The sequence below is a fragment of the Mesorhizobium sp. M1365 genome (assembly GCF_040317865.1).
GTDB lineage: Bacteria > Pseudomonadota > Alphaproteobacteria > Rhizobiales > Rhizobiaceae > Mesorhizobium.
The window spans coordinates 105,479-129,996 of the sequence record NZ_JAMYLG010000004.1 but is presented as its reverse complement, the minus strand read 5'-3'; the positions used below and the strand labels follow the sequence as shown (position 1 = coordinate 129,996).

Genomic DNA, 24,518 nt, shown 5'->3' with positions numbered 1-24,518 from the left:
GCGGCGATCATTGGTCTTTCGCCGGGCGGCGGAGCCAGGAGATCAGGACGCCGGCAAGGGCGGCGGCAAGGCCGTACCAGGTTATCGCATATTGCAGATGGCTGTTCGGCAGGTCGATGACGGTGACACCGCCAACCGGCAGCCCGCCGGGGTTGGGCGTGGCGTTCGCATCGATGAAGATCGGCACCAGCGCCGCACCTGTCGGCAGGCCGGCGCTCGAGGCCATCGCGTCACGGTCCTTCCAGTAGAAGATGTTCTTCTGCGGGTCATTGTCGGGAAGCATCATCGAGGGCTTGGCCGGCAGCGGGTTGCGGGCGAGCCCCGTCACCGTCACTTTGCCCGTTACCTGCCGCTGCGGCCGCTTGGCTGGATCCTTGAAATCGTAGGGCACGAAGCCGCGGTTGATCAGCACGAAACGGCCATCGTCGAGCTGCAGCGGCGTGAAAACGTCGAAACCGGACTGGCCTTCCCAGGTGGCGAGGAAATGCCGCTCGTCTTGATGCAGGAAAGTGCCGGTCACTATCACCGGCGTGTAGTCCACGTCGCCGGCGGCAGCAAACCGCTTTTCGACCTCGGCCAATGGCACGGGCGCCGAATGCGTGCGCTGGTCGATCGTCTGGAGAAGGCCCTCTTTCCAGTGCAGGCGCTGAACCTGCCAGGTGCCGAGCGCCAGCAGGATCAAAAACACGACGATACCCAGGCCGAGCGCCAATGCGCGCTTGGGCCGCGACCGGCCGGCCACCGAACCTGATGCCTCGCTCATTCGCCGCGGTCCAGCCGGCCCTCGGCCGCCTTGTTGCGGTATTGCAGCGTCAGCAGCACGCCCTTGATCAGCCGGAGCGCCGCCAGGCAAAGCACCAGCGTCAGCGGAATCCACAGCAGCAGATGCAGCCAAAGCGGTGGATTGAGCGTCACCTCCATCCACAACGCCAGGCCGACGACGATGAAGCCGATGATCAGGATAACGAACACCGCCGGCCCGTCACCAGCATCGGCGAAAGAATAATCGAGGCCGCAATTGCTGCAGCGATTGCCGACCGTGAGGAACCCGGAGAACAGCTTGCCCTCGCCACAGCGGGGGCAGCGGCCATGCAAGCCGGCCGAGATCGGATCGATTGGTGGCCAGATCGCCTTGTCGTCGCTCATGGGATCATCCTAGGAGCATTTGCCGCAAAAGATAAGGCGGCCACGTCGCCGCAGCCGCCTTGTCGATTTCCTCAGTTCGATCTCAGTGCGGTTCGATCATCGCGCCGTTCGATGCCCAGACGTAGATCGAGGCAAACAGGAACAGCCACACCACGTCCACGAAGTGCCAGTACCAGGCGGCGGCCTCGAAGCCGAAATGCTGCTTGGGCGTGAAATCGCCCTTTATGGCGCGGACCAGGCAGACCAACAGGAAGATCGTGCCGATGATGACGTGGAAACCATGGAAGCCGGTCGCCATGAAGAAGGTGGCGCCGTAGATCGAATCCCTGAAGCCGAACGGCGCGTGCATGTACTCGTAGGCCTGCACCATCGTGAACAGCATGCCGAGGCCGACGGTCAGCACCAAGCCATTGATCAGGCCCTTGCGGTCGCCGTGGATGAGCGAGTGGTGCGCCCAGGTCACCGTGGTACCCGACAGAAGCAGGATGACGGTGTTGTAGAGCGGCAGATGGAAAGGGTCGAGAACTTCGAGGCCCTTGGGTGGCCAGACGCCGCCGGTGAAGGCAGTACGGGCGTATTGATGGACCTCGCCCGGAAACAGGCTGGCGTCGAAGAAGGCCCAGAACCAGGCGACGAAGAACATCACCTCGGAGGCGATGAACATGATCATGCCGTAGCGCAGATGCAGCGACACGACACGGGTGTGGTGTCCCTCATGCGCCTCCTTGATCGTATCCGACCACCAGGCGAACATCGTGTAGATGACGATCAGCAGGCCGATGAAGAACAGCCATGGATTGGCGACATTGAAACCGAAGATCGGGAAATCGCCGCCCTTGAGGTATTGCATGTAACAGACGCCGCCGAACGCGGTCACCAGCGCCCCGACGGAGCCCAGGAACGGCCACGGGCTCGGGTCGACGAGGTGGTAGTCATGTTGTGGTTTTGCGTGTGCGTCTGCCATATCAACCCCCGAGGCTTGCTTCGGTATCTGAAATCTTGTTGCGGCGGCCGTCGGCCGGCACCGATGATGCGACCGGCTTGGTCTTGTCGACCGGGAACATCGTGTAGGACAGGGTAATCGTCGTCAGATCCTTCAATTCCGGCGCGTTGACGATGTCGGGATCGACATAGAAGACGACCGGCATGTCCAGTGTCTCGCCCGGCTTCAGCGTCGTGTCGGTGAAGCAGAAACACTCGACCTTGTTGAAGTAAGGTCCGGCCAGTTCCGGCTGCACGTTGAAGGTGGCGCGTCCAGTGATGGGACGGCTGAATTTGTTGGTCGCGCTGAAATGCGCCTCGGCGGTTTCGCCGATCTTGATGGTGATCGAGCGAGCGACCGGCTGGAATTGCCAGGGAACGCCGGCGGTGTTGGCGTCGAAGCGGATGGTGATGTCGCGATCGAGCACCCGATCGGCATATTGCTGGGTCGCCCGTTTGACGGTGCCGCCGTAGCCTGTCGCCTGGCAGAACATCGCGTAGAGCGGCACCGCGGCGTAGGCCATGCCGATCATGCCGCCGAAGAACGCGATGCAGACGCCGGCGACGACGCGGTTCGTATTCTTCTTCTTAGGATCGGTGACTGTTTGCCTGGTCATGTTAAGCTCACATCGAGCCGGGGAAACTGTGACCAAATTTCACGATGGTCGCGACGTAGAATATGACGACCAGCGCCGCCAGCGCGAAACCGATTGCGGCCGAGCGATTGCGGCGGGCCTTCTGCTGACGTTCGGTCAACGTGACCAGTTCAAGCTTCTTTTCGGCCATGCTCATGCTCCACCAATGGTCAGCGCGCGCGCGACGACACAATCGCCAAGGTAGGCGGCGAAGATGGCGAAGAGATAGAGCAGCGAATAGCCGAACAAGGCCTTGGCCGGCTTCATCGCCCGGTCGTCATCGGCCATTTGCAGCACCCTCCACGCATACCAGACGAAGCCGGCGCCGAGCAGCAATGCAACGATGCCATAGACCGGCGTGGTGAACCCGAGAACCCAGGGCAGCACGCCAACCGGCGCGAGGACCAGCGCATAGGCAAAGATCTGGCGTCTGGTCGAGGCCTGGCCGGCGACATTCGGCATCATCGGAATGCCTGCCTTGGCGTAGTCCTCCGACTTGAACAGCGCGAGCGCCCAGAAATGTGGCGGCGTCCACAGGAAGATGACCAGGAACAGCACCAAGCTTTCGAGGCTGACCGATCCGGTTACCGCCGCCCAGCCTATGACCGGCGGAATGGCACCGGCAGCCCCGCCGATGACGATGTTCTGCGGCGTCCAGCGCTTCAGCCACATCGTATAGATGACGGCATAGAAAAAGATGGTGAAGGCCAGAAGCGATGCTGCCAACCAGTTGACCAGCACGCCGAGCGTCATCACCGACAGAACCGACAGCACCAGCCCGAAACTCAATGCCTCGCCTGGCCGGATACGGCCGGCCGGCACGGGACGGCCGGCGGTGCGCGTCATCACCGCATCGATGTCTGCGTCATACCACATGTTGAGCGCACCGGAGGCGCCGGCGCCGATGGCAATAGCTAGGATCGCGATCACCGCCAGCAGCGGATTGATGGTCACCGGAGCGGCGACCATGCCGACAAACGCAGTGAACACCACCAGCGACATGACGCGCGGCTTCAGCAGGGCGAAGAAATCGCCCGCCGTCGCTTCCGACATGCGGAAGCCCGGCTCGTCAATCAGTCTGTCTTCGGCAAGGGCCATGCGTACTTAAGTCCATCATTCCGTTGGCCAAAACCGCCGGTCGGCCGGCGGCTCCGTATTAAAGGAGGCAACCGCCTACTTGATCTTCGGCAACTGTTCCCACTGGTGGAACGGCGGCGGCGAAGGCAGTTGCCATTCCAGCGTGGTCGCACCCTCGCCCCAAGGATTGGCGCCGGCGACCCGCTTCTTCTGGAACGCCTCGAAGACGCCGAACAGGAAGATGACGACGCCGATAGCCGAGATGTACGAGCCGTAGGACGACACCATGTTCCAGCCGGCGAAGGCATCCGGATAGTCGATATAGCGACGCGGCATACCGGAAAGGCCGAGGAAGTGCTGCGGGAAAAAGACCAGGTTGACGCCGACAAAAGTGACCCAGAAGTGGGTGTTCGCGATCACCGGCGAATACATGTAGCCGGTCATTTTCGGGAACCAGTAGTACCAGCCGGCGAAGATCGCGAAGACCGCGCCCAGCGACAGCACGTAGTGGAAGTGCGCGACCACGAAATAGGTGTCGTGCAGCGGGCGGTCGAGGCCGGCATTGGCCAGCTGCACGCCGGTGACGCCGCCAACAGTGAACAGGAAGATGAAGCCGATCGCCCACAGCATCGGGGTCTTGAGCGAAATCGACCCGCCCCACATAGTGGCGATCCACGAGAAGATCTTCACACCCGTCGGCACCGCGATGACCATGGTGGCGAAGACGAAATAGCGCTGGGTGTCGAGCGATAGGCCCGTCGTGTACATGTGGTGGGCCCAGACGATGAAGCCCACCGCGCCGATGGCTACCATCGCATAGGCCATGCCGAGATAGCCGAACACCGGCTTCCTCGAAAAGGTCGAGATGATATGGCTGATGATACCGAAACCCGGCAGGATCAGAATGTAGACCTCCGGATGGCCGAAGAACCAGAACAGGTGCTGGAACAGGATCGGATCGCCGCCACCGTCCGGGGCGAAGAAGGTGGTGCCGAAATTGCGGTCGGTCAACAGCATGGTGATGCCGCCGGCCAGCACCGGAAGCGACAGAAGCAGCAGGAAGGCGGTAATCAGCACAGACCAGGCGAAAAGCGGCATCTTGTGCATGGTCATGCCGGGCGCGCGCATGTTGAAGATGGTGGTGATGAAGTTGATGGCGCCAAGAATCGAGGAGGCGCCGGCGATGTGGATTGACAGGATCGCCAGGTCCATGGCCGGTCCGGGCTGGCCCGATGTCGACAATGGCGGATAAAGCGTCCAGCCGCCGCCGACGCCGTAGGCGCCGGGCGCACTCGGGACGAAGGCCGAGAAAATCAGCAGGATGAAAGCCGGCGGCAGCAGCCAGAACGAGACGTTGTTCATGCGCGGGAAGGCCATATCCGGCGCGCCGATCATGATCGGCACCATCCAGTTGGCAAAGCCGCCGATCAGCGCCGGCATCACCATGAAGAAGATCATGATCAGCGCATGCGCGGTGGTGAAAGCATTGTACATGCTCTTGCCCCCGTCGATGGCGGCGTCGCCATTCATGCCGTAGACCATCTGCGCCAGGCCAGTGAATATCTGGATGCCCGGCTCCTGCAATTCCATGCGCATGACGACCGACAAGGCGCCACCGATGCAGCCCGCCATGATCGCGAAGATCAGATAAAGCGTACCGATGTCCTTGTGGTTGGTCGAATACACCCACCGGACCCAGCCATGATACGGCTTGTGGTCGTGGTCGTCGTGAGCTGCAGCGTGCGCCATGGTCGGCTCCGTTCCCTGAATCTTTTCTGGTCGCGGCATCAATTGCCGGCGGCCGCTACCTTGTTCGTGCCATCGACCTCGGCCATCAGCGCCTTGTTGGCGCCGGGAAGGTCGGTTTTGGCTGCCGCCAGCCACGTCTTGTATTGTGCATCGGAGACGACGCGAATGGCGATCGGCATGAAGGCGTGGTCCTTGCCGCAGAGTTCCGAGCACTGGCCGTAATAGAGGCCTTCCTTGTCGGCCTTGAACCAGACCTCGTTGATGCGGCCCGGCACCGCGTCGGTCTTGATGCCGAAGGACGGCATGGCAAAGGCGTGAATGACGTCGGTCGCCGTCACCAGCACGCGGGTCATGGTGCTGACCGGCACCACCATCTCATTGTCGACGGCGAGCAGGCGCGGATACGCGGCGCGATCTTCCTTGCCGGCAGCAGCCCTGTCGGCATCCTGAAGGATCGCGGAATTAAAGGAAAGCGTGTTGTCGACCTGGTATTCGTAGTCCCAGTTCCACTGATTGCCGGTCGCCTTGACGGTCAGCTTGGCTTCTTCCGGCGGCGTGTATTGCGCGGTCAGCAGTTGGAACGAAGGAATGGCGAGACAGAGCAGGATGACGACGGGACCGACAGTCCAGATGACCTCGATCAGCGTGTTGTGGCTGGTGCGCGACGGCGTCGGGTTGACGCTCGCCCGGAACCGCAAAATGCAGTAGGCAATCAGGAAAAGCACCAAGGCGGTGATCACAATGATGAACGCGAACGAGTAGTTCCCGAACCACTCGATCTGCCGCATAATGTCGGTCGCCGGAGGCTGAAAACTGGTTTCCCAAGGTTGGGGCTGGGCTGCATGAGCGGATGCAGCGGCAAACAACGTGGCGGCGGCACTAGCTACGATTTTGGCGGTTGCCAGGAATTTTCTCATCGCCCTCGTCATCTCCCAGTTCCTCGCGATCGGACCGCAAGAATGTCGAACAATGCCGGGACGGGAATCCCGGACAATTCAAGGCTGGTTCAAACCATACTCTATTTGCCTCCGCAAGAAAGGAGCGCCGGAACCCGTGCGGCATTTTTGCGCGCAAGCGCGGCGCTGGCTTCGTGCGGTGACGGCTCGCCGCGAATCACCATAGCGGCATCCGGGTAGAATGAGCCGCGCGGCGTGCGGAGCCGTCGCAATTAGGGCGAAATTGGCACTGAAAAGCGCATTGTCGCCTGTGTCGGGGCAGATCGCCGGGGTCTCGTCCTTTACTTGGGTTTAGTGCGGCTTAAAGTGCCGTGATTCGCAATGGAGCCGTCATGAACCCTTGGCTTTCGAGAACCTTGGCGAAGGTCATCTTTGTTGCCGCCGCAATAGGCTTGTCCGGCGCCGGCCTGGCCAATGCCGCGCAGCCAAGCGGCACGGTGAAGTCAACGCATGGGGCGTGGTCGATCATCTGCGATACGCCCGCCGGTGCTACGTCCGAACAATGCGTGATGATGCAGAACGTCGTCGCCGAGGACCGCCCGGAAATGGGGCTTTCCGTCGTCGTGCTGCGCACAGCCGACAACAAGGCCGAAATCCTGCGTGTGCTGGCGCCTCTCGGCGTGCTGTTGCCCAACGGCCTCGGCCTCAATGTCGACGGCAAGGATATCGGCCGCGCCTATTTCGTGCGCTGTTTCCAGGACGGCTGCTATGCCGAGGTCATCCTGGAAAAGCCGCTGCTCGACACGCTGAAGACCGGTACGTCCGCCACCTTCATCGTCTTCCAGACGCCGGAAGAGGGCATCGGCATTCCCGTCGACCTCAAGGGTTTCGCCGACGGCTTCGCCGCCCTGCCTTGAGACTGGTCTTGTAGCACGATCCAGTGATGTTGACCGGCCGAGGTCACGGCAAATCTCATTTCAGATTGTCTGTGCGGGCCTTCGCGCCTACATCGTGGGAAACAATCCTCCTGCGAATGGACCTGCCATGAACAGCCTGATCGGCCAATTTGACATTTCCGACGATCGCATCAAGCAAATCGTTGCCGAGACTATTAACGGCGCCGACGACGGCGAACTGTTTCTCGAATATAGCGAAAGCGAATCGCTGATGTTCGACAATGGCAAGCTGAAGACCGCGAATTTCAACACCGACCAGGGTTTCGGCCTGCGCGCCGTCGCCGGCGAAGCCAGCGGCTACGCCCATTCCAGCGATCTCTCCGAAGCCTCGCTGCTGCGCGCCGCCGATGCCGTTTCGACGGTGAAGAGCGGCTATTCCGGCACGCTTGCCGCAGCGCCTGCCCGCACCAACCGCCACCTCTACGGCGACGGAAACCCTATCCCCTCGCCTTCCTTCGAGGCCAAGGCCAAGCTGCTTCAGGAAATCGATGCATGGCTGCGGGCCGAGGATCCGCGCGTCAGGCAGGTGACGGCGTCGCTCGCCGCCTCCTGGCAGCATGTCGAGATCATGCGCGCCGACGGCCAGATGGTGCGCGACATCCGTCCGCTGGTCAGGATCAACGTGTCGGTGGTGGTCGGCGACGGCGACCGCCAGGAGAGCGGCTCCTACGGCATGGGAGGCCGCAAGGATTTTGGTGAATTCCTGATCGAGGACAGCTGGCGGCACGCGGCCAAGGAGGCATTGCGGCAAGCGCTGGTCAATCTCGAAGCGGTTCCAGCACCTGCCGGCACTTTCGACATCGTGCTGTCGAGCGGCTGGCCGGGCGTCATGTTGCACGAGGCCGTCGGCCACGGGCTGGAAGGCGATTTCAACCGCAAGAAGACGTCGGCCTTCGCCGGCCTGCTTGGCCAGCAGGTGGCGGCGAAAGGCGTCACCGTCGTTGATGACGGCACCCTGCCCGAGCGGCGTGGCTCGCTTACCGTCGACGATGAGGGCACGCCATCGGCCCATAACGTGCTGATCGACGATGGCAAGCTGGTCGGCTACATGCAGGACCGCCAGAACGCCCGGCTGATGGGCATGAAAGCCACCGGCAACGGGCGACGCCAAGGTTACGCGCACGAGCCTATGCCGCGCATGACCAACACCTACATGACAGCAGGCGACATGGAGCCGGACGAGATCATCGCCTCGGTCAAGAACGGCATCTATGCCGTGTCGTTCGGCGGCGGCCAGGTCGACATCACTTCGGGCAAGTTCGTGTTCGGCTGCACCGAAGCCTACATGATCGAGAACGGCAAGGTGACGCAACCGATCAAGGGCGCCATGCTGATCGGCAACGGGCCGGATGCCATGCATCGTGTGGCGATGATCGGCAACGACATGAAGCTCGACACCGGCATCGGCATGTGTGGCAAGGCCGGACAGGGCGTGCCGGTCGGCGTCGGCCAGCCGCATCTCAGGATGAACCAGATGACAGTCGGCGGCACCAGGGTTTGATGGAGTTGACGCCGAATTATCGCCGCTCCGGAACAACCAATCCCCGCCGCCCACTGCCTTGTCATCGCTTTAAGTAGGAGTAGCTTGCGCCTTGAATTTGCGGAGAGCTTCGACTATCTTACATTCGTCTTACACCTAAGGACGTGCCGAGATGGCTGCCGCAAAGAAGCTCGTAACTACGGTCTCGACCAAGGGACAGGTCATCCTGCCCAGCGCGATCCGGAAACGGAGGGAATGGCATGCCGGCACACGCCTTCTGGTCGAGGACACCCCGGAGGGCGTGCTACTGAAGCCTGCGCCAGTCTTCGCCGAGACACGGCCAGAAGACGTGTTTGGATCGCTGCGCTATAGTGGCAGGCCGAAGACGTTGGAGGAAATGGACGCGGGCGTGCTCGCCGAAGCGCGGCGGCGCCATGCTCGCAATTGATACCAACCTGATCGTCCGCTACCTGACGGGCGATCACCCGTCGCAGTCTTCCCGCGCCCGGGCGCTGATCGATAGCCAGCCGGTCTTTATCGCCGTCACGGTGATGCTGGAAGTCGAATGGGTGTTGCGCAGCGCCTACGGTTTTGCGCCGCTTGAAATCGCCCGTACGCTACGGGCGTTTAGCGGGCTTCCCACGGTAGAGGTGGAAGACGGGGCGGTCGTGTCGTCCGCGCTCGACCTCTCGGAACAGGGGTTGGATTTCGCTGATGCGCTGCATCTGGGCAAGTCCGCTCACTGCGCTGGCTTCGCGACTTTTGACCGCAAGTTCGTCAGGGCCGCGAAGGCGGCCGGATACGAACGCGTGCAAGAAGCATAGCAGCTCACAGCGGCCCAGCGCGGCACAAAAGCGCGCCACAGGGTCAGCCTGGTTTCAGGCATAGATGCCGGAGCGGACTGCCTCCAGATAGGCAAGCACCTTGTCCGTCTTGCCTTCGCGAACCAGATCGTAGGCGGTCTTTCCGGCCCAACCGGGGATCGGCTGATGCTTGAACCAGATCGCCGCACGATGTTCATCACCGGCCATCTCGCCGGCCATCGCCAGGATACGGACGATGGGACTCAATGCGGCGTCGACCTTGCGCGCACCGGACTTGGCGGCAAGCGTGTTGCGCGCGAGACCGGTCAGCCCCGCCAGTTCTGTCATATTGACCCTTAGCAGTTCAGCGACCCGCCTTGGCGAGAGAAACGGCGCCCGCTGCTCGCCGAAGCACGATGCCGAAATTTCGAAGGCTGCGGTGCTCATGGCAATTCCCTAGCACAGTCTGAACGACGTGCGCTAAAAATGTGCTTTTTTGGTGCGCGTTTCAGGCCCTGGCTGCTAGCGCCTTCGTCTCGGCTTCTCCAACAGCGCCACGGCCTCGACATGCGGCGACCACAGGAACTGGTCGATCGGCGTCACGCTCTTCAGGGTATAGCCGCCGTCCATGAGGATGCGTAGGTCCCGCGCCAGCGTTACCGGATTGCAAGACACCGCGGCGACGAGCGGCACGTCGGAGCGCGCGATCTGCTTCGACTGGTCCTCGGCGCCGGCGCGAGGCGGGTCGAAGACAACGCCGTCAAAGGCATTCAACTCCTTGAATGTGAGCGGCCTCCGGAACAGGTCGCGACGTTCGCCGGTCACCCGCTTCAGGCCGCTGGCGAAACGGAATGCCCGGTCGAGCGCCGCGAGTGCCGCCGCATCGCCTTCCGCCGCGTGAACCTCCGATCTTGCGGCCAGGCGCAGCGCGAAGCTGCCGCAGCCGGCGAAGAGATCGGCGACCTTTTTGGCGCGCGCGAAATGCTGGCCGACAATGTTGGCCATCGCCTGTTCGGCAGCCTCGGTCGCCTGCAGGAAAGCGCCCGGAGGCACTGCGACGGCGACGCCACCAAACAGGACGACCGGTTTGTTTGGTTCGATAATGACCTCGCCGTCGACCGACAGCCTGGCTAGCCCCTCGGCGATGACGAAGTTGGAAGCGACGCGGCGCTGGTTCTCGCCGAGCTTGCCGGAATCGTGAACCGCGACATCGAGGCCGGAACCGGTCACCGTCACCGCCATGTGGAACGATTTGGTCGTGGTGCAGATCAGTCCGGCAAGCATCCTCAAACGGTCGAGCGCAGCGACGATCTGCGGCGCCGAGATCGGGCATTCCTCGATCGAGATGATCTCGGATGACAGCGCGCGAACGAAGCCGAACTGCATTCCCGCCTCGCTCCGCCGGGCGGTGAAGACGACGCGGCGGCGCGTGTGCGGCGCGCACGGCACCAGCGCCCCGACATCGCAAGCGATGCCCTTGCTCTTCAGCGCAAGCACGACCTTTTCGCGCTTCCACCGGTGATAGGCTTCAGTCTCGAGATGCTGGACGGCGCAGCCGCCGCATGCGCCGAAATGCCGGCACGGCGGATCGACCCGCAACCGCGAAGCCTCAACGACCGACATCAAGGTGGCGCGATCTTTCTCCCGCGCGGCGGTGACGACCTCTCCCGGCAGCGCGAACGGAATGAAAACCTCGCCGGTTTCCGTCTCGGCGATGCCGTCGCCCTGCGAGCCCAACCTTGCGATCGTGAAACGGGTGCTCATCGCTTCTGGGTCTCGACGTCCTTGATGCCGCCGAGCAGGAACTCGCGGTTGCCGTCGCCGCCCTCTATCGGTGACAGATGAAGCCCCAGCGAGCGCCAGCCGGGAATGGCATCGAGCCAGTCCTGCATCAGGCCGGCAATGCGCGCCGCATCATAGGGGTCCTTAAGCAGGCCGCCCTTGCCGATCGCCTCGCGGCCGGCCTCGAATTGCGGCTTGACCAGAAACACAGCTTTTGCGCCGTTCCTGGCCAAGGCAAGCGCCGGCGGCAGCGCCAGTTTCAGCGATATGAAGCTGACATCCGAGACGATGAAATCCGGCACACGGCCGCCGAGATCGGCGGCCGATAGTTCGCGCGCATTCAGGCCTTCAATGACCGTCACGCGCGGATCGCCGGCGATGTCGGAGTGCATCTGGCCGTGCCCGACATCGATCGCCGTGACATGCGCCGCGCCGCGTTCGAGCAGCACCTGCGTGAAGCCGCCGGTCGAGGCGCCGACATCGAGCGCTTCGCTGCCGGTGGGGTCGAGGGCGAAATGGTCGAGAGCAGCCTTCAGCTTCAGTGCGGCGCGCGACACGTAACCCTGCGCCGGATCGTCAACGACAATGTTGCACTCAGGCAGAACGGCCTGGCCCGGCTTGAGGGCGACGATGCCATCGACCGTCACGGTGCCGCGCTCGACCGCGTCGCGGGCACGCGAGCGGCTGGCAAACAGACCGCGCTGGACGAGTAATTCGTCGAGCCGCTGGCGTATGCTGGCTGGCGGAAGGGAAGTCATCGGCCTTCATGGCGAAAGCCAACGATGATGGCAAGGAATTTGGCGATCAGACAAGGCGGGTGAGCGCATCAAGCCGCTGCGCTGTTTGTCGAGCCTCGCACGAGACCCGACGCAATGCTAAGAAAGAGATGCCGTTTAGCCGTCGAAACGTGGAGGAGGAACATGCTGACGGGAACCTGCCACTGCGGCGCAGCCCACTGGACCCTGGAGGGCGATCCCGGTTCGATCACTGCCTGCAATTGCACACTTTGCCGTCGCTACGGCACGCTCTGGGCTTATGACCATGTCGACGAACGCATCCGCCTTGCCGGGCCCGTAAGCGCCTATCGGCGCGTCGGAAAGGCTCATCCTTCGCTTGAGATTCTCTTCTGCCCAACCTGCGCATGCGTCCTGGCCTGGCGCGGTTTGCATCCCGATGCGGCTGGGCGCTACCGCATCGCCGTCAATGTGAGGCTTGCGCCGCCCGAGGCCGTCGCCGATCTCCCGATCGACCATTTCGATGGTCTCGATGCATTCGAGGATTTGCCGAGAGATGGTCGCTGTGTGCGGGACATGTGGTTCTAGTCTCTAGAGTCTCTTCGGGATCATGCTTTAGAATATGGTCCGCGAAACCCGCCGTTCGACGGCCGGCACCAGACCGTCGCTGCTGTCGCCGAACACCTGCGGGCGCGGCCGGTCAACGGAAATTGACGCCTTCGGCAAGGTATCGGGCACGATGACGAATTGCGGCGCCTGCCTGTAGGAGAAGCCGCCGCGGATCTCGCCGATCTTGCCCGCGACGATGCCCATCACCGCCTTTTCGAGTTTGCGATCGTAGCGCGTTTCGGCCCCGGCCGACACGACGAAGATGGCCGCAAGCGCGATGCCGCCCAAAAGCGATCTCATTGGTCTTCTTTCCGCTGCCTGGTTGCCTTCTAGCAGGGCGGCGTTGAAAAACGGCCAAAGGACACGGTAAGCAAATCACCAAACGGCAGCGTAAACAGCATCTTACGACTGTTCGCCGGCAATTTGATTCAAGCAGTTGAGATTTTGATTCAGACTGGCATCTTGCAGCCAAGTTGAATCGCTTCGGCGTCGCCGGAAATGCGTCTAAAAACTAGGCGCGCTGGGCCTGCGCGGTATGTCCCAACGCCACGAACACTGTGCGCACGATACCGGCGCTGTCCAGCCCGGCATCGGCATACATCTTTTCTGGCTTGGCATGGTCGACAAATGTATCGGGCAGCACCAGCGGGCGCACCTTCAAGCCGCTCTCCAGCAGCCCTTCATGGGCCAGGAACTGCAGCACATGGCTGGCGAAGCCGCCGACCGCGCCCTCTTCCACCGTCACCAGTATCTCGTGTGAACGGGCCAGCCGCCGGATCAGGTCCTCGTCGAGCGGCTTGGCAAAACGGGCATCGGCGACCGTGGTCGAAAGCCCGGCCGCGCCAAGCTCCTCGGCCGCGGCCAGGCAATCCTGCAGCCTGGTGCCGAAGGAAAGCAGCGCAACCTTGGTGCCTTCCCTGACGATCCGGCCCTTGCCGATCTCCAATACCGAGCCGCGTTGCGGCATCTCGACACCAACGCCGTTGCCGCGCGGGTAGCGGAAGGCGATCGGGCCGTCATCGTAGCTTGCAGCGGTGCGTACCATGTGGCGCAGCTCGGCCTCATCGGCCGCGGCCATGACGACGAAACCGGGCAGCGTCGCCAGGAAGGTCGTGTCGAAGGCGCCGCAATGGGTGGCACCATCGGCGCCGACGAAGCCGGCGCGATCGATCGGAAAGCGCACCGGCAATTTCTGGATCGCCACGTCGTGGACGACCTGGTCGTAGGCGCGCTGCAGAAAGGTCGAGTAGATCGCAGCGAAAGGCTTGAAGCCTTCCGTGGCAAGGCCGGCGGCGAAGGTCACTGCATGCTGCTCGGCAATGCCGACATCGAAGGTCCTCGCCGGAAACGCCTCGCCGAACAGGTCAAGCCCGGTGCCGTTCGGCATGGCGGCGGTGATGGCGACGATGCGGTCGTCCTCTCGGGCCTCCTGGATCAGGCTTTCGGCAAACACCTTGGTGTAGCTCGGCGCATTGGCGGGCGCCTTGGCCTGGGCGCCGGTGATGACGTCGAATTTGTTGACGCCATGATATTTGTCGGCCGCTGCCTCGGCCGGGGCGTAGCCCTTGCCCTTCTGGGTCACGACGTGGATCAGCACCGGGCCGTCGGCATTGTCGCGGACGTTCTTCAGCACCGGGATCAGGTGCTCGAGGTTGTGACCGTCGATCGGGCCGATGTGGTAGAACCCCATTTCCTCGAACAACGTGCCGCCGGTGACGTAACCGCGCGCATGCTCGACCGCTCGCTTGATGGCGCGATCGGCGCGCTCGCCGAGATACGACGTCAGCTTCTTGCCGAAATCGCGCAAGCCCAGATAGGTCTTGCCCGACGCCAGACGGGCCAGATAGGCGCTCATTGCGCCGGTCGGCGGAGCGATCGACATATCGTTGTCGTTCAAGATGACGATCAGCCGGGCATCGAGTGCGCCGGCATTGTTCATCGCCTCATAGGCCATGCCGGCCGACATGGCGCCGTCGCCGATGACGGCAATGACATTGTTGCGGCCATCGGACAGATCGCGCGCCATCGCCATGCCGAGGCCGGCTGAAATCGAGGTCGAGGAGTGGGCTGCGCCGAACGGATCGTATTCGCTCTCGACGCGACGGGTGAAGCCGGACAGGCCGCCCTCCTGGCGCAGCGTGCGGATGCGGTCGCGGCGGCCGGTCAGGATCTTGTGCGGATAGGCCTGGTGGCCGACGTCCCAGATCAGCCGGTCGTCCGGCGTGTTGAAGACGTAGTGCAGCGCGACGGTCAACTCGACCACGCCAAGGCCGGCGCCGAGATGGCCGCCGGTGTGGGAAACGACGTCGATCAGTTCGGCGCGAAGCTCTGACGCCAGTTGCGGCAGGTCGCCTTCGGCAAGCGTGCGCAAATCGGCTGGGACGCGGACCTTGTCGAGAAGCGGCGTATCGGGCTTTGCGTTCACTGTTTGCGAGCCTGGTCAGATTTTCTGTTCATCGTGAAATATGCCGCTGGCCGGCGAATGTAAATGTGGCGGTAACGCGCATCAGCTTTCGGGCAGCGGGATGAACTCTTGCTCGTCTCCAGGAACGATATCGAAGCGGCCTGTCTTCCATTCTTCTTTCGCCTGCTCGATGCGTTCCTTTGAGGACGATACGAAATTCCACCAGATATAGCGTTTCGAACCGAGCGAGGCGCCGCCAAACAGCATGAAATGGGCGCCGCGTTCCGATGAGACAACGATTTCGTCGCCGGGCCGGAAGACCAGCAGCCGCTCGGCCGGGAAGCGGTCACCGGATATCGAAACCTCGCCTTCCAGCGTATAGATGGCGCGCTCCTCGGCATCGGCCGGGATTTTCACGCCGGCACCCGGCGCCAGCCTGAGATCGGCATAAAGCGTGTCCGAAGCGGTGGCGACCGGGGAGCGCAGTCCGGAAAACGCACCGATGATCACACGGCCGCTGACCCCCTCGGCCTCGACTTCGGGCAGGCGCAGGGCTGCGGTGTTCTCGAAGACCGGCGCGACCTCCTCCTTGCCGTCCGGCAGCGCCAGCCATGTCTGCAGCCCGGAAACCGACATCGGCGCGCCGCGCAGTTCTTCCGGCGTCCGCTCCGAATGGACGATGCCACGGCCGGCGGTCATCAAATTCACATCGCCGGGCTGAATTACCATCTCGGTGCCGAGCGAATCGCGGTGCCTGATCTTGCCGTCGAACAGGTAAGTCACCGTAGACAGGCCGATATGTGGGTGCGGACGCACGTCGAGCGCCTGGCCCGCTCGCAGAACGGCTGGACCCATGCGGTCGAAGAAGATGAAAGGTCCGACCAGCCGGCGCCTGGCCGTCGGCAAGGCGCGGCGAACCTGAAATCCGCCAATATCCTTGGCATTCGGAATGACCATCAGCTCGATCTGATCGCTGGCGAAGGCATCGCCCATCTGCGGATCGTTTCCGGGAAAGAAGCTCACGCGGTCCCCTCAGGCGAAGCGAAGTGCGGATTTGGCCTTCGCCTTGGCCGCCACCTCTTCGCGATTGCGCGGATGCTGCGTCGTCTCGAGGCTGTCGAGCAATTCGCGCGCCGAGGCGGCGATGGCCTCGACGGCATGGTCGAACGCATGCTGGTTCTGTTTCGACGGCCGCGTCGTTCCGCTCAGCTTGCGGACAAACTGAAGTGCGGCATCGCGGACCTCGTCATTGGTTGCCGGCGGATCGAAATTGAACAGGGTTTTGATGTTTCTGCACATCCTTCGCAATCTCCTCTCGTCCTGGAGCCGTTTCAAACGGGATGAGTTTTATCCTCAATCGTGATGATGTCCAAAGCCGGTAAGCAAAATTGTCGTTCGACGCCGCGCCTCAATCCGCGTCCAACGGCTCTGTCCCCACCGGCTTGCCGTCACGCGACAGCCTGATTTTCTCGACCTTGTCCTCGGCCGCCTTCAGCAGCCGGTCGCAATGCGCCTTCAGCGCCTCGCCGCGCTCGTAGATGCGGATCGACTGGTCGAGCGGAACGTCGCCGCGCTCCAGATCGTCGACGATCCTCTCCAGCGCCTCGAGCGCCTGCTCGAAGCTCATCGCCTTGACATCCTCGTTGGTCTCACCAGCCATCGTCTATCCCTTCATCAGCCGCCCGACATGGGCGGCGACTGAAAATGCCAATCCCTGCAGATCGTAGCCGCCCTCGAGCACGCTGACGAGCCGGTTGCGGCTACGGCGCCCGGCTCGTTCGAGCAACTGGCCGGTCGCCCAGTCGAAATCATCCTCAGTCAGGTTGATCTCGGCCAGCGGATCGCGGTGGTGGGCATCGAAACCGGCGGAGATGATGATGAGGTCGGGCGCAAAATTGTCGAGCGCCGGCAGGATGCGTGACAGAAAGGCGTCGCGGAAACTATCGCTGCCGCTCTGCGGCGCCAGCGGCGCGTTGACAATGTTGCCGGCGCCGGTTTCGCTCACGGCCCCGGTTCCCGGGTAAAGCGGCATCTGGTGTGTCGAGCAATAGAGCACCGATGGATCGTCCCAGAAAATGTCCTGCGTGCCGTTGCCGTGATGCACATCCCAGTCGACGACGGCGACGCGGTCGGCGCCATGGTTCTTCTGCGCGTAGCGTGCCGCGATCGCGGCGGTGTTGAACAGGCAAAAGCCCATTGAGGTGGTCTTTTCGGCATGATGGCCGGGCGGCCGTGCGGCGACGAAGACGTTTTCGGCACGGCCGGTGAAGACGTCGTCGACCGCGGCGTTGGCTGCGCCGATCGCGGTCACGGCCGCCTGCCAACTCTTCGGGCTGGCGGTGGTGTCGGCATCGATACGGGCGATGCCGGTGTCCGGAATCGCTGCGCGGACACGTTCGACGAATTCGGGCGGATGCGCGTAGAGGATGGTTGCCTCGTCGCCTTCGGGCGCCTGGACGCGATCGAGCGCCGCGAAGGCCTCGTCGTCAAGCACACGCTCTATGGCGCGCAGACGGTCCGGTCGCTCCGGATGACCGGGCGGTGTTATGTGCTCGAGAAAAATCGGGTGGGTGTAAAGTCGCGTGACCATGCCCCGATATAGGCGCGCCTCGCCGCTTTGGCCATGTTTTCGCGCGCTGGTGAGGCGATGTTCAACAGGGTTTAGGCAACCGGCGTCGGCTGAGCCCACCGCGAGCCGCCTGGGATCGGCGAAAAGAATGACCTCGGGCCGGTGATCGGTCAATCTGGGGCTGCTTCGCTGACGATCGATCAGGCTTAGGCAGCTTGCCGGTGCGATTGAGCAGCCCTTCCAGAAGAACCTTGAACGCCTTCACTGCCTTCTTCGACGTCGCTTCGGGATCGTTCGAATTTGCGATCCACTGCGCCCCATGCAACGAGGCGCCGCTGACCAGCCTTGCCGCGGCTTCGGGATCGACGGCGAGAATTGTCCCCTCGTCGCTCAGTCTTTGCAGGCTCTCCGTCATCGAGCGGATGCATGTGCTCTGGCTTGGCCATTGCGATGGATCGCCGAGCACCGCCGGCCCGTCACGAAGCACGATACGCTGGATCTCCGGCTCCAGTGCCATCTCGATATAGGCGGTGCATTCGTCGACAAAGCCCTGCCAGAGATTGCCCGGCTTGGCCGAAACGACCTTCAGCCGGGCTGCCATTTCGGCGTCGATCTCGGCGATAACCGCCTGGAGCAGGCCCTTCTTGTCGCCGAAGTGATGATAGAGCGCACCGCGCGTCAGCCCGGCCGATGCCGTGAAGTCATCCATCGAGGCTTCGGCATAGCCGAGCGTGCCGAAGGCCTGGCGCGCCGCTCCGATCAGCTTGGCGCGGGTTTCGGCAATCATCTCCTTGCGTGGTCTATGCATGCTCTGGCCCTATTAACATACGTCTCGTATGCCAATTGACATACGCCGCGTATGATCTATTTAAACTCATACGCCACGTATGTAATCGCCGAACCGGCCGTTGTCGAGGAACCAGACCATGCAAAATCCCTATTCCCAGATCTTTCGCGCGCCGGGCGCCAAGGGCTTTGCCGCCGCCGGCTTCGTTGCCCGGCTGCCGATGGCCATGGCTCCGATCGGGATCGTCGCGATGCTGTCGCAGACCGATGGCGAATACTGGCTGGCCGGTGCCGTCTCCGCGACATATGCGCTGGCCAACGCTTTCGTCGCCCCGCAGGTATCGCGACTCGTGGACCGCCTGGGCCAGACGCGGATTGTGGTGCCGACCACCATGATTTCCACGCTCGCTTTTGCGATCCTGATTGCAGCGGCCAATCAGCATTGGCCGATATGGACGCTATTCGTCTCGGCGCTGCTCGCCGCCGTCATGCCCAGCATACCGGCAATGGTGCGCGCACGCTGGACCGAGATTTTTCGCAACCGCCCCGAGTTGAACACGGCGTTCGCCTTCGAGTCGGCGGCGGACGAACTGGTGTACATCGCCGGCGCATCGCTGTCGGTCGGACTGAGCGTCGCGCTTTTCCCGGAAGCAGGAGTGCTCGCGAGCACATTGTTCCTCGCCTTCGGTTCGACGGCCTTCATCCTGCAGCGCACGACCGAACCGCGAGCCCGACCGGTGGAACACGGTTCGGGCGGCTCGGCAATCCGCCTGCGGCCGGTCCAGATCATCACCTTGGCCCTGATCTTCATCGGCGCGACCTTCGCCACCACGGAGGTGAGCACCGTGGCGATCACCAAGGAGCTTGGCCAGCCGGGCGCCGCCAGCTTCGTCATCGGCGTCTACGCGCTCGGATCGTTCGTCGTCGGCATCATCATCGGCGCCCTGAACCTGAAAGTGCCGCTGCAGATTCAGCTTGCCATCGCAATCGCCATCATTGCGCTTACCACGCTGCCGCTGCTCGTCGCCGACACCGTGCCGCTGCTGGCACTGGCCGTCTTCGTCAGCGGCGTGGCAATCTCGCCGACCTTCATCACAGCATTCGGCCTGATCGAGCGGCGCGTGCCCGAGGCGGTGCTGACCGAAGGCGTGACCTGGGTGATGACCGGCATCGGCATCGGCATGGCGCTCGGCTCGTTCGCCGCCGGCTGGGTGGTGGACGCTTTCGGCGCGCAGAACGGGTTCTGGGTATCGGTGGCATCGGGCACAATCGCGCTGGTCATCGTGCTCGCCGGCCAGCGCAGCCTTGCCGCGCCGGACTGCGACATGGCTGCATGCGACGCAGCCGCGGTCGCTGCGGAATAGTTTCCGGTGCGTCCGGCCCGAGCCGGGGCCGGACGCATACCAGCACCGTGAGCATGGCCTAAAGAATCTCGGTCTTGGCGATGTGGATGCCAAAACCTTCGAGGCCGACATAATGGCGCTCGCGCGAGGCGATCAGATTGATCGAGGAAATGCCGAGATCCTTGAGGATTTGCGCGCCGAGGCCGATCTCGCGCCATTCGTTTTCGCGGCGACGAGCCTCTTCGTGATCCTCGCGGTCGCCGGCAGCCGGGCGCTTGCGCTCCTGATGGGCGACGCCGACCGAGCCTTCGCGCAGATAGACGATGACGCCGCGCTGGCGCTCGCCCATTGCCTTCATGATGGCGTCCAGCCTGTGGCTGGTGCCGAAGACGTCGCTGACCACGTCCTCGGAATGAAGGCGCACCGGCACCTCGACGCCGTCGCGGATATCGCCGAAGACGACCGCCACGTGATGCATGGAGTCCCAGGGCAGCGTGTAGGTGAAGACCTGCGCCTTGCCGCCCGGCGTCTCGATGTCGGAGCAGGCGACGCGCTCGACCAGCGTTTCCTTGCGTTGCCGGTAGCCGATAAGGTCGGCAACCGAGATCTGCTTCAACCCGTGCTTTTCGGCGAAGGCCTGCACCTGCGGGCCACGCATGACGGTGCCGTCATCATTGACCAGCTCGGAAATGACGCCGACCGGCGGCAGGCCGGCGAGCTTGCAGAGGTCGACAGCGGCTTCGGTATGGCCCGAACGCATCAGCACGCCGCCTTCACGCGCGATCAGCGGAAAGATGTGGCCGGGGCGGACGAAATCGGAGGCGCCGACATTGCCGTTGGCCAGATTGCGCACCGTCAGCGTGCGGTCGTCGGCCGAAATACCGGTCGTGGTGCCGTGCTTGAAGTCGACGCTGACGGTAAAGGCGGTGGTGTGGGCGGAATCATTGTCAGCCACCATCGGCGACAGGTTGAGCCGCTTTGCTTCCTCGCGCGGCATCGGCGTGCAGACGATGCCTGAGGTGTTGCGGACGATGAACGCCATCTTTTCCGGCGTGCAATGGACGGCGGCGACGATCAGGTCGCCCTCGTTCTCGCGGCCGTCATCGTCCATGACGACGACGATCTCGCCGCGCTCGAAGGCGCGCAGGGCTTCGACGATCTTCTTCTGGTCGTAAGGCATGGGTGCTCGCTTCGCTCGCGGGAACAGGGGAGTAAGGGAGTAGGGCAGTACAGGAGTAGGGAAAAGGAAAAAATGCTGTCGTGGGAGCTGCGTAACCTACTCCCCTACTCCCCTACTCCCCTACTCCCCTACTCCCCTACTCCCCTACTCCCCTACTCCCCTACTCCCCTACTCCCCTACTCCCTACTCCCTACTCCCTACCCCCCTCCCGTTTGTCCCCGATGACGCAGATAATGATCCGCAATGGCGCAGGCAACCATCGCCTCGCCGATCGGTACGGCGCGGATGCCGACGCATGGATCGTGCCGGCCCTTGGTCATGATCTCGACGTCGTTACCGTCCTTGTCGATCGACTTTCGCGGCGTCAGGATCGACGAGGTCGGCTTGACGGCGAAACGCGCGACGATCGCCTGGCCGGTCGAGATGCCGCCGAGGATGCCGCCGGCATTGTTGGACAGGAAGACCGGCTTGCCGTCATTGCCCATGCGCATCTCATCGGCATTCTCCTCGCCGGTGATGCGGGCGGCCTCGAAACCGTTGCCGATCTCGACGCCCTTGACGGCGTTGATCGACATCAGGCCGGCGGCGATGTCCTGGTCGAGCTTGGCATAGATCGGCGCGCCAAGCCCCGCCGGAACGCCGTCGGCGACGATCTCGATGACCGCACCGACCGAGGAGCCCGCCTTGCGGATACCGTCCAGATATTTGGTGAAGACGGCGACGGACGCCGGATCAGGCGTGAAGAACGGGTTTTCGGCGTCGCCGACGAAATTCCAGTTCCAATTGGCGCGATCGATCGATTTATCGCCCATCGACACCAGCGCGCCGCGCACCGCCATGCCGGGCACGACTTTGCGGGCAAGCGCTCCGGCCGCCACCCGCGCCGCCGTCTCACGCGCCGAGGAGCGGCCGCCGCCGCGGTAATCGCGCAGGCCGTATTTGACCTCGTAAGTGTAATCGGCATGGCCCGGCCGGAACTGACGGGCGATGTCGCCATAATCCTTGGAGCGCTGGTCGACATTGTCGATCAGCATCGACACCGGCGTGCCGGTGGTGATCATCGTCTCACCGTCCTCGTCGAGGATGAAGCCGGACAGGACCTTCACCTCATCCGGTTCGCGACGTTGCGTCACAAAACGTGACTGGCCCGGGCGGCGCTTGTCGAGTTCGGCCTGGATCTCGTCGCGAGTGAAGCGGATGCCTGGCGGACAGCCGTCGACGACGCAGCCCAGCGCCGGCCCGTGGCTTTCGCCCCAGGTGGTGACGCGGAAAAGATGGCCGAACGTGTTGTGCGACATGGAACCAGCCCTGCCGGCGTCGGAGCCGGCTCAGCGCATGAGCCCGAAAATCGGAGCGATTTTCGGAAAGGATCATGCACAAAATCAAAAGTGCTACAGCGTCCCTTGCGCGTCCAGGAGGACGCGCGGCGCTGTCGCCTGCCTTCTATTGGCGTTTTCCACAGTGGTCAAACTGTGATCCCGCGGATTTAGTTTTGACACATTCGATTGGTTTCTGCTCAGTTCCGTTCCGTTGGACCGAGTCGCTGTACCGGCAATGATTAAAGAGGACGATGATGCGTATCCTGATTGGCGCTGTTGCCGCCACGCTGTTGATTTCCACCCCCGCCTTCGCCGGCCAGACCGAAGGCCTGATCAAGAAGGTCGACAAGGATGCGCTGACGCTGACGCTGGACGACGGCAAGTCCTACAAGCTGAACGCCGAAACCGACCTCGATGCGCTGAAGCCAGGCATGGACATCGTCCTCGCCTACGACGTGACCAATGGCGAGAACGTCGTCACCGATATGGAACTGCCGGACACCGGATCGACCGAGTAGGACGCGTCGATATTCAGCTGATGCCGGCCCGACCTGATCTCAACATACGCTACGTCATCGGTCTCAGAGCCACTCCAGGCGCCGGCCGTCCAGTCTGAGCACGCGATCCTGCGGCACTTCCATGCTGACCGCATCTTGTTCGGACATCCCAAGTACCAAGCGGAACATTACGCGCATGATGCCACCATGGGTCACGCAGACCGTCTGGCGATCGAGCGCGTCGACCCACGGCTTCACCCGTTCGAGCAGCATCTGGTAGCTTTCGGCGCCCTCGCCGGGCGGCTGGAAATTCCATTTATCGAGGCGGCGGCGCCTGGTCGAACCGGGATTGTTCGCCTCGAGTTCGGCAAAGGTGAAACCCTGCCAGTCGCCAAAGCTCAATTCCACGAGCAGCGGCTCGGTGCGATAGGCGTGCGGATCGAGCTTCATCGCCGCGCGCAGGCGCTCCATCGTCTCGCGCGTGCGCCGCATCGGGCTGGCGACAAAGTCGAAATCTTCGGGCTTGTCGATGAGTTCGGCCAGCCTGCGCCCGTTGCGGCTAGCCTGCTCGCGGCCGAGCTCGTTGAGGTCGGTATCGGCCTGCCCCTGCAGCCGGGCCTCGGCGTTCCACGCCGTCTGGCCGTGGCGCACGATATAGACGAGCGGGTACATCAGGTCTTCCGGAAGAGGTCAGGCGGTGGCGTCAGTCCTTGACCGTCGAAATATCCGGCGCGTCGACCGCCTTCATGCCGACGACATGATAGCCGGAATCGACATGATGGATCTCGCCGGTGACGCCGCGCGAAAGGTCGGACAGGAAATAGACGCCGGAATCGCCGACCTCCTCCTGCGTGACCGTCTGCTTCAACGGCGAATTGTATTCGTTCCATTTCAGGATATAGCGGAAATCGCCGATGCCGGATGCGGCAAGCGTCTTGATCGGGCCGGCGGAGATCGCGTTGACACGGATCTTCTTGGCGCCGAGGTCGACGGCCAGATAGCGCACGCTGGCTTCGAGTGCCGCCTTGGCGACACCCATGACGTTGTAGTGCGGCATCACCTTTTCCGCGCCGTAATAGGTCAGCGTGAGCAGCGAGCCGCCGTCGGTCATCAGCGCCTCGGCACGTTTGGCGATGGTGGTGAAGGAATAGACCGAAATATCCATGGTGCGCAGGAAATTGTCGCGCGTCGTCTCGACATAGCGGCCGGTCAGTTCGTCCTTGTCGGAAAAGGCGATGGCGTGGACGAGGAAATCGAGCTTGCCACCCCAGTGCTTGCTGACATTTTCGAACACCGCATCGAGGCTGGCCGGGTCGGTCACGTCGCAATGGCCGGCGACATGCGCGCCCAGTTCCGCCGCAAGCGGCTCGACGCGTTTCTTGAACGCCTCGCCCTGATAGGTCAGCGCGATCTCGGCGCCGTGGTCGACACAGGCCTTGGCGATGCCGTAAGCGATCGAGCGATTGTTGGCGATGCCAAGGATAAGGCCGCGCTTGCCGGCCATAAGGCCCCGTCCACCCGCCATGTCAGCGCTCTCCGCAAGGTTCTCTACGTTGTGGAGTGCCTATCGCA

Annotated in this window: 28 protein-coding genes and 1 pseudogene; 7 read left to right on the top strand and 22 right to left on the bottom strand. The window is 62.9% G+C overall.

Going from position 1 to position 24,518, the window contains the following annotated elements:
* Positions 1-7 precede the first annotated feature (7 nt).
* From NKH04_RS06760 to coxB, 8 genes are all read right to left on the bottom strand, one after another.
* On the bottom strand, positions 8-763 hold the full coding sequence (locus NKH04_RS06760; protein ID WP_353044110.1) for an SURF1 family protein: 756 nt from the start codon (positions 761-763) through the stop codon (positions 8-10).
* On the bottom strand, positions 760-1,146 hold the full coding sequence (locus NKH04_RS06755; RefSeq protein WP_352449882.1) for a DUF983 domain-containing protein: 387 nt from the start codon (positions 1,144-1,146) through the stop codon (positions 760-762). Before NKH04_RS06755 ends, NKH04_RS06760 begins: the two co-directional genes overlap by 4 nt.
* Before the next feature lie 82 nt (positions 1,147-1,228).
* Positions 1,229-2,110 carry a cytochrome c oxidase subunit 3 gene (locus NKH04_RS06750; protein ID WP_353044109.1) on the bottom strand — a complete coding sequence of 294 codons (882 nt, stop codon included), beginning with the start codon at positions 2,108-2,110 and terminating at the stop codon, positions 1,229-1,231.
* Position 2,111: 1 nt separating this feature from the next.
* Positions 2,112-2,744 carry a cytochrome c oxidase assembly protein gene (locus NKH04_RS06745; RefSeq protein ID WP_352593359.1) on the bottom strand — a complete coding sequence of 211 codons (633 nt, stop codon included), beginning with the start codon at positions 2,742-2,744 and terminating at the stop codon, positions 2,112-2,114.
* Between the two features lie 7 nt (positions 2,745-2,751).
* Positions 2,752-2,919 (bottom strand): cytochrome c oxidase system small membrane protein, encoded by a 168-nt coding sequence (locus NKH04_RS06740; protein ID WP_023674135.1) that lies wholly within the window; start codon positions 2,917-2,919, stop codon positions 2,752-2,754.
* Positions 2,916-3,860, bottom strand: a complete 945-nt coding sequence (locus NKH04_RS06735; RefSeq protein WP_352470654.1) for a heme o synthase — start codon at positions 3,858-3,860, stop codon at positions 2,916-2,918. Before NKH04_RS06735 ends, NKH04_RS06740 begins: the two co-directional genes overlap by 4 nt.
* A gap of 75 nt (positions 3,861-3,935) precedes the next feature.
* Positions 3,936-5,588, bottom strand: a complete 1,653-nt coding sequence (ctaD, locus tag NKH04_RS06730) for a cytochrome c oxidase subunit I (protein WP_352470655.1) — start codon at positions 5,586-5,588, stop codon at positions 3,936-3,938.
* Positions 5,589-5,626: 38 nt separating this feature from the next.
* Entirely contained in the window at positions 5,627-6,505 is an 879-nt protein-coding gene (gene coxB / locus NKH04_RS06725; protein ID WP_031211057.1) for a cytochrome c oxidase subunit II, read from the bottom strand.
* Between the two features lie 371 nt (positions 6,506-6,876).
* Between coxB and NKH04_RS06720 the strand changes: the two genes are divergently transcribed.
* The 4 genes from NKH04_RS06720 to NKH04_RS06705 all read left to right on the top strand — a co-directional run bounded on the left by NKH04_RS06720 (position 6,877) and on the right by NKH04_RS06705 (position 9,744).
* A complete protein-coding gene (locus NKH04_RS06720) occupies positions 6,877-7,401 on the top strand; it encodes an invasion associated locus B family protein (protein WP_352449887.1) in 525 nt (174 codons plus the stop codon).
* Positions 7,402-7,528: 127 nt separating this feature from the next.
* A complete protein-coding gene (tldD, locus tag NKH04_RS06715) occupies positions 7,529-8,941 on the top strand; it encodes a metalloprotease TldD (RefSeq protein ID WP_352501957.1) in 1,413 nt (470 codons plus the stop codon).
* Positions 8,942-9,092: 151 nt separating this feature from the next.
* Complete coding sequence (locus tag NKH04_RS06710) at positions 9,093-9,368, top strand: AbrB/MazE/SpoVT family DNA-binding domain-containing protein (protein WP_352449889.1); 276 nt, start codon at positions 9,093-9,095, stop codon at positions 9,366-9,368.
* The gene (locus tag NKH04_RS06705) at positions 9,355-9,744 is read left to right on the top strand and encodes a type II toxin-antitoxin system VapC family toxin (RefSeq protein WP_353044108.1); all 390 of its coding nucleotides are present in this window, start codon (positions 9,355-9,357) and stop codon (positions 9,742-9,744) included. The genes NKH04_RS06710 and NKH04_RS06705 overlap by 14 nt, the downstream gene beginning before the upstream one ends.
* Before the next feature lie 54 nt (positions 9,745-9,798).
* On the opposite strand, the gene NKH04_RS06700 is transcribed toward NKH04_RS06705, so the two are convergent.
* The 3 genes from NKH04_RS06700 to NKH04_RS06690 form a co-directional block, all read right to left on the bottom strand.
* The gene (locus NKH04_RS06700; RefSeq protein WP_353044107.1) at positions 9,799-10,170 is read right to left on the bottom strand and encodes an antitoxin Xre/MbcA/ParS toxin-binding domain-containing protein; all 372 of its coding nucleotides are present in this window, start codon (positions 10,168-10,170) and stop codon (positions 9,799-9,801) included.
* Positions 10,171-10,245: 75 nt separating this feature from the next.
* Positions 10,246-11,487, bottom strand: a complete 1,242-nt coding sequence (locus NKH04_RS06695; protein WP_353044106.1) for a class I SAM-dependent RNA methyltransferase — start codon at positions 11,485-11,487, stop codon at positions 10,246-10,248.
* Positions 11,484-12,263 carry a TlyA family RNA methyltransferase gene (locus NKH04_RS06690; protein WP_353044105.1) on the bottom strand — a complete coding sequence of 260 codons (780 nt, stop codon included), beginning with the start codon at positions 12,261-12,263 and terminating at the stop codon, positions 11,484-11,486. The genes NKH04_RS06695 and NKH04_RS06690 overlap by 4 nt, the downstream gene beginning before the upstream one ends.
* A 162-nt stretch (positions 12,264-12,425) precedes the next feature.
* Between NKH04_RS06690 and NKH04_RS06685 the strand changes: the two genes are divergently transcribed.
* A complete protein-coding gene (locus NKH04_RS06685) occupies positions 12,426-12,827 on the top strand; it encodes a GFA family protein (RefSeq protein ID WP_352449893.1) in 402 nt (133 codons plus the stop codon).
* A 27-nt stretch (positions 12,828-12,854) separates the two neighbouring features.
* Here NKH04_RS06685 and NKH04_RS06680 read toward each other — a convergent pair whose 3' ends face one another.
* From NKH04_RS06680 to NKH04_RS06650, 7 genes and pseudogenes are all read right to left on the bottom strand, one after another.
* Positions 12,855-13,148: a hypothetical protein gene (locus NKH04_RS06680; RefSeq protein WP_353044104.1), complete on the bottom strand. Its 294-nt coding sequence runs from the start codon at positions 13,146-13,148 to the stop codon at positions 12,855-12,857.
* Positions 13,149-13,359: 211 nt separating this feature from the next.
* Complete coding sequence (dxs, locus tag NKH04_RS06675) at positions 13,360-15,273, bottom strand: 1-deoxy-D-xylulose-5-phosphate synthase (protein ID WP_023674120.1); 1,914 nt, start codon at positions 15,271-15,273, stop codon at positions 13,360-13,362.
* A gap of 81 nt (positions 15,274-15,354) precedes the next feature.
* Positions 15,355-16,275, bottom strand: coding sequence for a pirin family protein (locus NKH04_RS06670; RefSeq protein ID WP_352743590.1), 921 nt, complete (start codon positions 16,273-16,275; stop codon positions 15,355-15,357).
* Between the two features lie 9 nt (positions 16,276-16,284).
* Positions 16,285-16,551 (bottom strand): DUF2277 domain-containing protein, encoded by a 267-nt coding sequence (locus NKH04_RS06665; protein ID WP_023716908.1) that lies wholly within the window; start codon positions 16,549-16,551, stop codon positions 16,285-16,287.
* 109 nt (positions 16,552-16,660) lie between these two features.
* The gene (locus tag NKH04_RS06660; protein WP_031211056.1) at positions 16,661-16,912 is read right to left on the bottom strand and encodes an exodeoxyribonuclease VII small subunit; all 252 of its coding nucleotides are present in this window, start codon (positions 16,910-16,912) and stop codon (positions 16,661-16,663) included.
* Between the two features lie 3 nt (positions 16,913-16,915).
* Entirely contained in the window at positions 16,916-17,842 is a 927-nt protein-coding gene (locus NKH04_RS06655; protein ID WP_023674116.1) for a histone deacetylase family protein, read from the bottom strand.
* Positions 17,843-18,038: 196 nt separating this feature from the next.
* Positions 18,039-18,629: pseudogene (locus NKH04_RS06650) on the bottom strand (TetR/AcrR family transcriptional regulator); the annotation flags it as partial.
* A gap of 118 nt (positions 18,630-18,747) precedes the next feature.
* On the opposite strand from NKH04_RS06650, the gene NKH04_RS06645 reads away from it, so the two are divergent.
* Positions 18,748-19,971, top strand: coding sequence for an MFS transporter (locus NKH04_RS06645; RefSeq protein WP_353044103.1), 1,224 nt, complete (start codon positions 18,748-18,750; stop codon positions 19,969-19,971).
* A 58-nt stretch (positions 19,972-20,029) separates the two neighbouring features.
* Here the strand turns inward: NKH04_RS06645 and ribB are convergent, their stop codons facing one another.
* Together ribB and aroC are read right to left on the bottom strand one after the other, a co-directional pair.
* Positions 20,030-21,130 (bottom strand): 3,4-dihydroxy-2-butanone-4-phosphate synthase, encoded by a 1,101-nt coding sequence (gene ribB / locus NKH04_RS06640; RefSeq protein ID WP_352449900.1) that lies wholly within the window; start codon positions 21,128-21,130, stop codon positions 20,030-20,032.
* 197 nt (positions 21,131-21,327) lie between these two features.
* Positions 21,328-22,428, bottom strand: coding sequence for a chorismate synthase (gene aroC / locus NKH04_RS06635; protein ID WP_353044102.1), 1,101 nt, complete (start codon positions 22,426-22,428; stop codon positions 21,328-21,330).
* A gap of 275 nt (positions 22,429-22,703) precedes the next feature.
* Between aroC and NKH04_RS06630 the strand changes: the two genes are divergently transcribed.
* Positions 22,704-22,967 (top strand): DUF1344 domain-containing protein, encoded by a 264-nt coding sequence (locus NKH04_RS06630; RefSeq protein ID WP_353044101.1) that lies wholly within the window; start codon positions 22,704-22,706, stop codon positions 22,965-22,967.
* A gap of 63 nt (positions 22,968-23,030) precedes the next feature.
* On the opposite strand, the gene NKH04_RS06625 is transcribed toward NKH04_RS06630, so the two are convergent.
* Together NKH04_RS06625 and fabI are read right to left on the bottom strand one after the other, a co-directional pair.
* On the bottom strand, positions 23,031-23,618 hold the full coding sequence (locus NKH04_RS06625; RefSeq protein WP_353044100.1) for a histidine phosphatase family protein: 588 nt from the start codon (positions 23,616-23,618) through the stop codon (positions 23,031-23,033).
* A 31-nt stretch (positions 23,619-23,649) separates the two neighbouring features.
* A complete protein-coding gene (gene fabI, locus NKH04_RS06620; RefSeq protein WP_352449903.1) occupies positions 23,650-24,471 on the bottom strand; it encodes an enoyl-ACP reductase FabI in 822 nt (273 codons plus the stop codon).
* Positions 24,472-24,518: the final 47 nt, after the last annotated feature.

Bases quoted from the DNA above. Each gene is read 5' to 3' on its own strand.
- NKH04_RS06760 (WP_353044110.1), bottom strand. From the start codon at position 763: ATGAGCGAGGCATCAGGTTCGGTGGCCGGCCGGTCGCGGCCCAAGCGC.
- NKH04_RS06755 (WP_352449882.1), bottom strand. From the start codon at position 1,146: ATGAGCGACGACAAGGCGATCTGGCCACCAATCGATCCGATCTCGGCC.
- NKH04_RS06750 (WP_353044109.1), bottom strand. From the start codon at position 2,110: ATGGCAGACGCACACGCAAAACCACAACATGACTACCACCTCGTCGAC.
- NKH04_RS06745 (WP_352593359.1), bottom strand. From the start codon at position 2,744: ATGACCAGGCAAACAGTCACCGATCCTAAGAAGAAGAATACGAACCGC.
- NKH04_RS06740 (WP_023674135.1), bottom strand. From the start codon at position 2,919: ATGAGCATGGCCGAAAAGAAGCTTGAACTGGTCACGTTGACCGAACGT.
- NKH04_RS06735 (WP_352470654.1), bottom strand. From the start codon at position 3,860: ATGGCCCTTGCCGAAGACAGACTGATTGACGAGCCGGGCTTCCGCATG.
- ctaD (WP_352470655.1), bottom strand. From the start codon at position 5,588: ATGGCGCACGCTGCAGCTCACGACGACCACGACCACAAGCCGTATCAT.
- coxB (WP_031211057.1), bottom strand. From the start codon at position 6,505: ATGAGAAAATTCCTGGCAACCGCCAAAATCGTAGCTAGTGCCGCCGCC.
- NKH04_RS06720 (WP_352449887.1), top strand. From the start codon at position 6,877: ATGAACCCTTGGCTTTCGAGAACCTTGGCGAAGGTCATCTTTGTTGCC.
- tldD (WP_352501957.1), top strand. From the start codon at position 7,529: ATGAACAGCCTGATCGGCCAATTTGACATTTCCGACGATCGCATCAAG.
- NKH04_RS06710 (WP_352449889.1), top strand. From the start codon at position 9,093: ATGGCTGCCGCAAAGAAGCTCGTAACTACGGTCTCGACCAAGGGACAG.
- NKH04_RS06705 (WP_353044108.1), top strand. From the start codon at position 9,355: ATGCTCGCAATTGATACCAACCTGATCGTCCGCTACCTGACGGGCGAT.
- NKH04_RS06700 (WP_353044107.1), bottom strand. From the start codon at position 10,170: ATGAGCACCGCAGCCTTCGAAATTTCGGCATCGTGCTTCGGCGAGCAG.
- NKH04_RS06695 (WP_353044106.1), bottom strand. From the start codon at position 11,487: ATGAGCACCCGTTTCACGATCGCAAGGTTGGGCTCGCAGGGCGACGGC.
- NKH04_RS06690 (WP_353044105.1), bottom strand. From the start codon at position 12,263: ATGACTTCCCTTCCGCCAGCCAGCATACGCCAGCGGCTCGACGAATTA.
- NKH04_RS06685 (WP_352449893.1), top strand. From the start codon at position 12,426: ATGCTGACGGGAACCTGCCACTGCGGCGCAGCCCACTGGACCCTGGAG.
- NKH04_RS06680 (WP_353044104.1), bottom strand. From the start codon at position 13,148: ATGAGATCGCTTTTGGGCGGCATCGCGCTTGCGGCCATCTTCGTCGTG.
- NKH04_RS06665 (WP_023716908.1), bottom strand. From the start codon at position 16,551: ATGTGCAGAAACATCAAAACCCTGTTCAATTTCGATCCGCCGGCAACC.
- NKH04_RS06660 (WP_031211056.1), bottom strand. From the start codon at position 16,912: ATGGCTGGTGAGACCAACGAGGATGTCAAGGCGATGAGCTTCGAGCAG.
- NKH04_RS06655 (WP_023674116.1), bottom strand. From the start codon at position 17,842: ATGGTCACGCGACTTTACACCCACCCGATTTTTCTCGAGCACATAACA.
- NKH04_RS06645 (WP_353044103.1), top strand. From the start codon at position 18,748: ATGCAAAATCCCTATTCCCAGATCTTTCGCGCGCCGGGCGCCAAGGGC.
- ribB (WP_352449900.1), bottom strand. From the start codon at position 21,130: ATGCCTTACGACCAGAAGAAGATCGTCGAAGCCCTGCGCGCCTTCGAG.
- aroC (WP_353044102.1), bottom strand. From the start codon at position 22,428: ATGTCGCACAACACGTTCGGCCATCTTTTCCGCGTCACCACCTGGGGC.
- NKH04_RS06630 (WP_353044101.1), top strand. From the start codon at position 22,704: ATGCGTATCCTGATTGGCGCTGTTGCCGCCACGCTGTTGATTTCCACC.
- NKH04_RS06625 (WP_353044100.1), bottom strand. From the start codon at position 23,618: ATGTACCCGCTCGTCTATATCGTGCGCCACGGCCAGACGGCGTGGAAC.
- fabI (WP_352449903.1), bottom strand. From the start codon at position 24,471: ATGGCGGGTGGACGGGGCCTTATGGCCGGCAAGCGCGGCCTTATCCTT.